This window comes from Enterobacter sp. SA187, from assembly GCF_001888805.2.
Classification (GTDB): Bacteria; Pseudomonadota; Gammaproteobacteria; order Enterobacterales; family Enterobacteriaceae; genus Enterobacter_D.
Genome location: NZ_CP019113.1, coordinates 1724000 through 1732636 on the forward strand (window position 1 = coordinate 1724000; position 8637 = coordinate 1732636).

General features: G+C 59.4%; 7 protein-coding genes and 1 tRNA gene. 7 read left to right on the top strand and 1 reads right to left on the bottom strand.

Annotation, left to right across the window (positions count from 1 at the left end):
* Window positions 1–33: 33 nt before the first annotated feature.
* From fni to crtB, 5 genes are read left to right on the top strand one after another with little or no spacing between them, the layout of a single operon-like run.
* Window positions 34–1077: a type 2 isopentenyl-diphosphate Delta-isomerase gene (gene fni / locus BMF08_RS08245; RefSeq protein WP_072570379.1), complete on the top strand. Its 1044-nt coding sequence runs from the start codon at window positions 34–36 to the stop codon at window positions 1075–1077.
* Complete coding sequence (locus tag BMF08_RS08250) at window positions 1074–2339, top strand: glycosyltransferase (protein ID WP_072570380.1); 1266 nt, start codon at window positions 1074–1076, stop codon at window positions 2337–2339. Before fni ends, BMF08_RS08250 begins: the two co-directional genes overlap by 4 nt.
* The gene (gene crtY / locus BMF08_RS08255) at window positions 2336–3508 is read left to right on the top strand and encodes a lycopene beta-cyclase CrtY (protein ID WP_072570381.1); all 1173 of its coding nucleotides are present in this window, start codon (window positions 2336–2338) and stop codon (window positions 3506–3508) included. Before BMF08_RS08250 ends, crtY begins: the two co-directional genes overlap by 4 nt.
* Complete coding sequence (locus BMF08_RS08260) at window positions 3501–4982, top strand: phytoene desaturase (protein ID WP_072570382.1); 1482 nt, start codon at window positions 3501–3503, stop codon at window positions 4980–4982. Before crtY ends, BMF08_RS08260 begins: the two co-directional genes overlap by 8 nt.
* The gene (crtB, locus tag BMF08_RS08265) at window positions 4979–5923 is read left to right on the top strand and encodes a 15-cis-phytoene synthase CrtB (protein WP_072570383.1); all 945 of its coding nucleotides are present in this window, start codon (window positions 4979–4981) and stop codon (window positions 5921–5923) included. The genes BMF08_RS08260 and crtB overlap by 4 nt, the downstream gene beginning before the upstream one ends.
* Here crtB and BMF08_RS08270 read toward each other — a convergent pair.
* Window positions 5844–6410 carry a sterol desaturase family protein gene (locus BMF08_RS08270; protein ID WP_072570384.1) on the bottom strand — a complete coding sequence of 189 codons (567 nt, stop codon included), beginning with the start codon at window positions 6408–6410 and terminating at the stop codon, window positions 5844–5846. The two genes, crtB and BMF08_RS08270, sit on opposite strands and share 80 nt — an antisense overlap.
* 182 nt (window positions 6411–6592) lie before the next feature.
* On the opposite strand from BMF08_RS08270, the gene BMF08_RS08275 reads away from it, so the two are divergent.
* Window positions 6593–6677: transfer RNA gene (locus tag BMF08_RS08275), tRNA-Leu, on the top strand.
* Between the two features lie 308 nt (window positions 6678–6985).
* Window positions 6986–8635 (top strand): DNA phosphorothioation-dependent restriction protein DptF, encoded by a 1650-nt coding sequence (gene dptF / locus BMF08_RS08280; RefSeq protein ID WP_072570385.1) that lies wholly within the window; start codon window positions 6986–6988, stop codon window positions 8633–8635.
* The last annotated feature ends 2 nt before the right edge of the window (window positions 8636–8637 follow it).

An 8637-nucleotide genomic window follows, 5' to 3' on the forward strand; every position in this document is an offset into this window, starting at 1 on the left:
TTATCTCAGGACGCCACATCGACTGGAGCGGCAATGAAGGACAGGGAACTGACTCAACGCAAAAACGATCATCTGGATATCGTGCTGGATCCGGCGCGGGCGCTGAAAAAGCGCGGCACCGGTTTTGCCGACTGGCGTTTTGAACACTGTGCGATGCCGGAGCTGGATCTGGACGCCATCGATTTAAGCACCACGCTGTTCGGCAGAACGCTGCGTGCGCCGCTGCTGATAAGCTCGATGACCGGCGGCGCCAGCCGCGCCAGGGAAATTAACCGCCATCTGGCGGAAGCGGCGCAGGCGCTCGGGCTGGCGATGGGCGTCGGCTCCCAGCGTGTGGCGCTGGAAAGCGAAGATAACTGGGGGCTGACGCGCGAACTGCGCCGTGCCGCGCCGGATATTCCGCTGCTGGCGAACCTGGGCGCGGCGCAGATTGCCGCCCACCATGGCATCGATTACGCCCGCCGCGCGGTGGATATGATCGAGGCGGACGCGCTGATTATTCATCTCAACCCCTTACAGGAAGCCTTGCAGGGCGGCGGCGACCGCGACTGGCGCGGCGTGCTGGCGGCGATCGCCCGCACGGTGAAAGCGCTGCCGGTGCCGGTGGTGGTGAAAGAGGTCGGCGCAGGGATTTCCGTGCCGGTGGCCCGCCAGCTGGCTGATGCGGGGGTGGCGATGCTGGACGTCGCCGGTTCCGGCGGCACCAGCTGGGCAGCGGTGGAGGGCGAACGCGCCGCGACGCCGCATGACCGCGCCGTGGCGATGGCCTTTGCCGACTGGGGCATCCCCACCGCTCGCGCATTGCGCGATCTGCATCAGGCGCTGCCGCAGATGCCGCTTATCGCCTCCGGCGGCGTCAGCGACGGCATCGACGTTGCGCGCGCCATCGCGCTGGGCGCGACCCTCGCAGGCCAGGCCGCAGGGGTGCTCGGCTGCGCCACTGCCTCCGGCGACGCGGTGATCGCCCATTTTCAGATCATCATCGATCAGCTGCGGGTCGCCTGTTTCTGTACCGGCAGCGCCAGCCTGAGCGCGCTGCGGCAGGCCAGACTGGTGCGCGTCGGGGATGAGGAATGAGCCATTACGCGGTTATCGCGCCACCGCTCTACAGTCACGTGCGCGCGCTGGAAGCGCTGGCGCAGGCGTTAATCGCCCGCGGCCATCGCGTCACCTTTATGCAGCAGGCGGAAGCGCGCACGCTGCTTGACGACGCGCGCATCGGTTTTTATCCCCTTGGCGAACGCAGCCATCCCCCCGGCAGCCTGGCGCGCACCCTGGCGTTAACGGCGCACCCGTCAGGACCGGGTATTTTTCGGCTGATTGAAGACATGGCGAAAACCAGCGACATGCTCTGCCGTGAGCTGCCCGCCGCGCTGCAACAGGCGGGTATCGACGGGCTGATCGTCGATCAGATGGAGGCGGCGGGCGGGCTGGTCGCCGAAGCTCTGGGCCTGCCGTTCGTCTCGGTCGCCTGCGCCTTGCCGGTAAACCGTGAGCCGCATCTGCCGCTGCCGGTGATGCCCTTTAACTACGCCACCGGTCCACGCAGCCAGAAACTTTATGCCACCAGCGAGCGCATCTATGACTGGCTGATGCGCCGCCACAGCGAGGTGATCGCACGCCATGCGCGCGCCTTTGGCCTTGGCGAGCGGCGATCGCTGCACGACTGTCTGTCGCCGCTGGCGCAGATCAGCCAGACGCTGCCTGCTTTTGATTTTCCCCGTCGCCAGCTGCCCGCGCACTTTCACGCCGTCGGGCCGCTGCGCCACAGCCACGCCGCGCCGGAGGAGGTACAGACTTCCGCGCAGCCGCTGATATTCGCCTCGCTGGGCACCCTTCAGGGGCACCGCTACAGGCTGTTCCGCACCATCGCCCGCGCCTGCCGCCAGCTGAACGTCCGGCTGCTTATCGCCCACTGCGGCGGCCTGAATGAGGCGCAGGAAGCGCGACTGCGGCGCTACGGCGCGGAGGTGACTGATTTTGCCGATCAGCCTGCCGTGCTGCGCCAGGCGCAGGCGGTGATCACCCACGGCGGACTCAATACGGTGATGGACGCGATAGAGAGCGCCACGCCGATCCTAACTATCCCGCTGGCGTTCGACCAGCCGGGCGTTGCCGCGCGCGTGGTTTACAGCGGCATTGGCCGCCGCGCTTCACGCTTTACCACCGCAGGCGCGCTGGCGAAAAACCTGAACGCGCTGCTCAACGACGCCCGCTACCGTCAGCAGCTACGCCTGATGCAGACGCAGCTTGCCGGTGCTGGCGGCGCGACCAGCGCGGCGGAAATAGTGGAACAGGCGCTCAACAGCCGCCACCCGATCCTGGCGGCCTGCGCATGACGCAGTACGATCTGATCCTCGTCGGCGGCGGGCTGGCCAACGGGCTGATCGCCTGGCGGCTGCGCCAGCGTCAGCCGCAGCTCAAAGTGCTGCTGCTGGAGGCCGGTGCAGAGCCGGGCGGCAATCATACCTGGTCATTTCATCACGAGGATCTCACCCCGACGCAGCACGCCTGGATAGCACCGCTGGTGGCGCACCGCTGGCCCGGCTATGACGTGCGCTTTCCGGCGCTGACCCGCCGGTTCGACGGCGGCTATCTGAGCATCACCTCTGAGCGCTTCGCACTTGAGATGGCGCAGGCGCTGGGGGATAGCCTGCGAAGGCAGACGCCGGTCAGCGCGCTGACGCCCCGGACGGTGACGCTGGCGGACAGCACGGAGCTTCACGCCGGTGCGGTGATCGACGGGCGCGGCTATCAGCCGGGCGAACATCTGACTATTGGCGCACAGGCGTTTCTCGGGCAGGAGTGGCGGCTCAGCCAGCCGCACGGGCTGACGCGCCCGCTGCTGATGGACGCCACCGTGGATCAATCGGCGGGCTATCGCTTTGTCTATACGCTGCCGCTCTCCGCCGACAGCCTGCTGATTGAAGATACCCATTACATCGATCGCGCCACGCTTGGCGACGATCAGGCGCGCCAGCATATCGTCGATTACGCGGCGGCGCAGGGCTGGGCGCTGGAGACGCTGGAGCGGGAAGAGCAGGGCAACCTGCCGATCACCCTGGCGGGAGACTGTCGCGCGTTCTGGCGGCAGAAGGCGGGCCAGCCCTGTAGCGGCCTGCGCGCCGGGCTGTTCCACTCCACCACCGGCTACTCCCTGCCGCAGGCGGCGGCGCTGGCGGATCTGATCGCTGCCCAGCGCGACCTGTCGTCCGGCGCGCTCTTCGCCCTGACGCGGGACTACGCGCAGCAGCAGTGGCGTCGCCAGCGTTTCTTCCGCGTGCTCAATCGTATGCTGTTTCTTGCCGGACGACCTGACCGACGCTGGCAGGTGATGCAGCGTTTTTACCGACTTAACCCAGGGCTTATCGCCCGCTTTTACGCCGGTCAGCTTACCCTGGCCGACAAAGCGCGGATCCTGACGGGCAAACCACCGGTACCGGTGGGCGAAGCCCTGCAGGCCGTACTCAAACACACTCCCCGGCTGCGAGCGTTCAGTGATGAATAAAACAGTAGTAATAGGCGCTGGTTTCGGCGGCCTGGCCTTAGCGATCCGCCTGCAGGCGGCAGGCATTCCCACGCAGCTGCTGGAGCAGCGCGACAAGCCCGGCGGCCGCGCCTATGTTTATCAGGATCAGGGTTTTACTTTTGACGCAGGTCCGACGGTGATCACCGATCCCACCGCCATTGAAGAGCTGTTCACGCTGGCGGGCAAGCGCATGGCCGACTATGTCGATCTGCTGCCGGTGACGCCCTTTTACCGCCTCTGCTGGGAGACGGGCCAGGTCTTTGACTATGACAACGATCAGGCGCGGCTGGAAGAGCAGATCCGCCGCTTTAACCCCCGCGACGTTGAAGGCTATCGCCGCTTTCTGGCGTACTCGCAGGCGGTATTTAAAGAGGGCTATCTGAAGCTCGGCACTGTGCCTTTTCTGTCGTTCCGCGATATGGTGCGCGCCGGTCCGCAGCTGGCGCGTTTGCAGGCGTGGCGCAGCGTTTACGGCATGGTGTCATCGTTTATCGAAGATGAGCGGCTGCGCGAGGCGTTCTCCTTCCACTCCCTGCTGGTGGGCGGCAACCCCTTCGCCACCTCATCCATCTACACGCTGATCCATGCGCTGGAGCGCGAATGGGGCGTGTGGTTCGCCCGCGGCGGCACCGGCGCGCTGGTGCAGGGACTGGTGCGGCTGTTTGAGGATCTCGGCGGCACGCTGGAGCTGAACGCCGAAGTCACCCGGCTGGAAGCCCGCGGCAACGAGATCGGCGCGGTGCAGCTGGCAGACGGGCGGCGCATTGAGGTGGCGGCAGTCGCCTCCAACGCCGATGTGGTGCACACCTACGAAAAACTGCTCGGCCATCATCCGGTGGGTGCGTCCCGCGCCGCGTCGCTGAAGCGCAAGCGCATGAGCAACTCGCTGTTCGTGCTCTATTTTGGTCTTAACCATCACCACAGCCAGCTGGCGCACCACACCGTCTGCTTCGGGCCACGCTATAAGGCGCTGATTGACGATATTTTTAACCGCGACGCCCTGTCGGAAGATTTCTCGCTCTACCTGCATGCCCCCTGCGTCACCGATCCTTCTCTGGCGCCGCCCGGCTGCGGCAGCTATTACGTGCTGGCGCCGGTGCCGCACCTCGGCACTGCCGATCTCGACTGGAATGTGGAAGGGCCGCGCCTGCGCGACCGCATCTTCGCCTATCTGGAGCAGCACTACATGCCCGGCCTGCGCGACCAGCTGGTGACGCAGCGCATGTTCACGCCCTTTGATTTCCGCGACCAGCTTGGCGCGCATCATGGCTCGGCCTTCTCCGTCGAACCCATCCTGCGCCAGAGCGCCTGGTTCCGCCCGCACAACCGCGACAGCCGCATTCCCAACCTCTACCTTGTGGGCGCGGGCACTCATCCGGGCGCGGGCATTCCCGGCGTGATTGGCTCGGCGAAAGCCACCGCAGGGCTGATGCTGGAGGCGCTGGCACCATGAACAGCACGCTGATGGAACACGCTACCGATACCATGGCGGCCGGATCGAAAAGCTTCAATACCGCCGCAAAGCTGTTTGACGCGCCGACCCGCCGCAGCGCCCTGATGCTCTACGCCTGGTGCCGCTACTGCGACGATGTGATCGACGGCCAGGTACTGGGCTTTCGGGATGCCTCTGCCGTTACCGGCAGCGGCACGCAGCGGCTGGCGATGCTGAGAACCGAGACGGAGCGGGCGTACGCGGGCGCACCGATGCAGGAGCCTGCTTTCGCCGCCTTTCAGGAAGTGGCGACACGCCACGCTATTCCGCCACAGCTGGCGTTCGATCATCTGGAAGGCTTCGCCATGGACGTGCGCGACACCCACTATGAGACGTTCGGGGATACGCTACGCTACTGCTATCACGTGGCGGGCGTGGTGGGGCTGATGATGGCGCGGGTGATGGGCGTGCGCAACGAGGCGGTGCTGGATCGCGCCTGCGATCTGGGGCTGGCCTTTCAGCTGACCAACATCGCGCGGGATATTGTGGAGGATGCTGAAGCCGGGCGCTGTTACTTACCGGCGCAGTGGCTGGCGGAGGAGGGCATCGAACGCGAACAGCTCGCCGATCCCGCGAACCGTGAGAAGCTGGCGCGGCTGGCGGCGCGGCTGGTGGACGCCGCCGAACCTTACTACGCCTCGGCACGCGCGGGCCTCGCCGGTTTGCCGCTGCGTTCCGCCTGGGCGATCGCCTCGGCCCATGGGGTGTACCGGGAGATTGGCGTAAAGGTGAAAGCTGCCGGCCCCCGCGCCTGGGATCGGCGGCAGGGCACCAGCAAGGGGGAGAAAATCGCGCTGCTGCTCAAGGGCGCAGCGCAGGCGGTCAGCTCTCGCGCCGCGTCGACGTCGCCGCGTTCTTCTGCGCTGTGGCAGCGTCCGCGGCATGACGATCGCGCGGTATAGCCTTCTCGCCCTGCGGCGGTCTGCCGTTACGGCTGCGCAGGATCGCCTGGAGCTTTGAGACCGGCGGCGCATAGAGAAAGCCGAAGGAGACGCAGTCCTCTTTGCCACGCACCGCATGATGCAGGCGATGCGCCATATAGAGACGTTTCAGGTAGCCGCGGCGAGGAATATAGCGAAACGGCCAGCGCTGATGCACCAGCCCGTCATGCACCATAAAATAAATGGCGCCGTAGAGCGTCATGCCTGCGCCGATCCACTGGAGCGGCCAGACGCCGGACGTGCCGACAGCGATCAGCGCTATCGCCAGCACGGCGAACACCACGGCATAGAGATCGTTGACTTCAAACCAGCCGGTGCGCGGTTCATGGTGTGAAAGATGCCAGCCCCATCCCCATCCATGCATGATGTATTTATGCGCCAGCGTCGCCACGATCTCCATTGCGGCGACGGTCGTCAGCACAATCAGGGTGTTCCACAGCACGAGCATCGTGACTCCTTGTTTTGAGATGATGCAGAGTATAGCAAGGGAGTCACCATGCTGCCGGGCGGATGGGAGACGGGCAGGGCTAAGGCGAAATTTTCGGCACTTAGCGCACGCTACGGACAATTGAGGTTGCGAAGGTGGCCGGTAAGGGTATAATCCTCAACGTTTTCCGCATACCTTTCCGTGCCGGAGTGGCGAAATCGGTAGACGCAGTTGATTCAAAATCAACCGTAGAAATACGTGCCGGTTCGAGTCCGGCCTTCGGCACCATCGGAATGCTAATTAAGTCGCCTAAGGGCGGCTTTTTTTGTGCAAAATTCCAGCAGTTATCACTTTTTTATCATCTCTCCCACCCATATTTGATGGGCTATGAATTGTACAATTCATCTAATTTTGGGCACATCAGTATTTAGAGCTGAACTTCAATGTGTGTGCAGTTAAGTCAAAATATAGCATTCATATCTTCATCATTTTCGGGTTATGAGACGCCAAATACATTCAGAACTTAGAAAGGTAGTAGAGATAGCGTACTCATTTATATAAAATGGTTATTATTTTTCCTCAGAGACCATGCGGTTATGAGCGCAATCACATTACGTAAAGCGTTGGGTGTACTGGCGAAGTCTTCTTCGTTTTCAGTGACTACGGTGACTCAACGAGAAAGAGATGAGTATGATCAGTTAAAAGACCAACTGTTTGTAAAGCAAGAAATTGAATCTGAATTGCAACGTCATCTGGATGTTGCGAAACCTGGCGAAATCATTTTTTTATGCGGCAGTAGCGGGGATGGCAAGTCAGAAATTTTAACTCGGTGTAAGGCTGATCCACGCTATCAGCGCAAATTTAGATTTCATCTTGATGCCACACATAGCTTTTCTCCCCGACAATCGGCTATCGAAGCATTGAATGAGCTTTTTAGCGAGCACGATCAACAATCACTGCCGTTACTAATTGGTATCAATACTGGCATGCTTGCTAATTTTGCCCGAGAAGGCGATGAGAAGCACACAGCACTTAGGTCAGCGATTGATTTATTTTTATCAGTTCAACAGCACGCAAGCAGACCTTACCGTAACGGTAATTGTTCTTTTTTTGACTTTGAACATTATCCAAAATTCCAGTTTGATGAAAGCGGAAATTATTCACCATTTATCAAAAGTTTGATAAACAATCTTACTTGTGATGATGATGGCAATTTATTTCAATTTATTTTAAGCCGTGATGAGCAAACTAATCCCGATCTGAAAGAGGTGGCAAATTTTAGGCTACTTAGCATGCCAGGTGTTCAGGATGTATTAATAACACAGCTGTTTAAAGCCCGGTTAATTAAGGATCAGTTTGTCACGACAAGAACATTGCTGGACTTTTTGCATCATTTACTTACGGGGACTGGTTATTTGTTTGATAACCTCTTCACTGGTGAAGAAAATGATCTTATTAGAAAGGTTTCTGATTTTGATCCTGCGCGCTTGCATACATATGAACTTGATCAGTTCATTTTACGCTATGAGCTTAGACTAGTTGATGCCGACTTAGATGAATTTTTGTCCGCACTTGAGAGTTTACATATTAAATTCGATCGCCATTATGCCAAGCCTGGAGATGCTGCTTCCTTGATTCGGCTTTTTTGGTTACTTCAGCATGAGTCATTAGGAAATAATTATCATAAGAGATTCTCAAGATTCTTTAACGAAACCCTCTTTGAACGCTATTCAGAGATATGGCATCAGCATAAAAATTACACGGCAAATCCAGAACAGAAAAAGACACTTAATCGTTTTTACGCTTTTGAACTTATTGCTGGTATTCAACGATATGCTAATCGTAAAGCTCCAGAATTAAATATGCAGAAAGAGGAGTTCTTTCTGGGAGAGTTTGGTGGAGTTAAAATAACCGCGCCGGTAGAAGTAAAACCAGATTGGGACGCTCTACGTAATAAACATACGGCACATTCAACTGGCTTTGATGTTTATCTCAAAGTAGGTGAAACCTCGCTGCCGCCTGTTCATATTGGACTCAATCTTTTTGAGTTATTGCATAAATTGAACAATGGCTATCGGCCGAATAAATATGATAAAAATGCGATAGTATTGCTTGATGAGCTTGTTGAACTTATTACAGATCAGGCTAAATCTAGCCGCGAAATTAAATTTTACGCTAGCCGATCGCGAGTTTTCCGCGCTAAAGCCGATGACGACATGATCACCATTAGCGGTATGGAGGGATAGTA

What these genes read in the sequence shown, in the direction of transcription:
- fni (WP_072570379.1), top strand. Translation starts at nt 34, where the DNA reads ATGAAGGACAGGGAACTGACTCAACGCAAAAACGATCATCTGGATATC.
- crtB (WP_072570383.1), top strand. Translation starts at nt 4,979, where the DNA reads ATGAACAGCACGCTGATGGAACACGCTACCGATACCATGGCGGCCGGA.
- BMF08_RS08260 (WP_072570382.1), top strand. Translation starts at nt 3,501, where the DNA reads ATGAATAAAACAGTAGTAATAGGCGCTGGTTTCGGCGGCCTGGCCTTA.
- BMF08_RS08250 (WP_072570380.1), top strand. Translation starts at nt 1,074, where the DNA reads ATGAGCCATTACGCGGTTATCGCGCCACCGCTCTACAGTCACGTGCGC.
- dptF (WP_072570385.1), top strand. Translation starts at nt 6,986, where the DNA reads ATGAGCGCAATCACATTACGTAAAGCGTTGGGTGTACTGGCGAAGTCT.
- crtY (WP_072570381.1), top strand. Translation starts at nt 2,336, where the DNA reads ATGACGCAGTACGATCTGATCCTCGTCGGCGGCGGGCTGGCCAACGGG.
- BMF08_RS08270 (WP_072570384.1), bottom strand. Translation starts at nt 6,410, where the DNA reads ATGCTCGTGCTGTGGAACACCCTGATTGTGCTGACGACCGTCGCCGCA.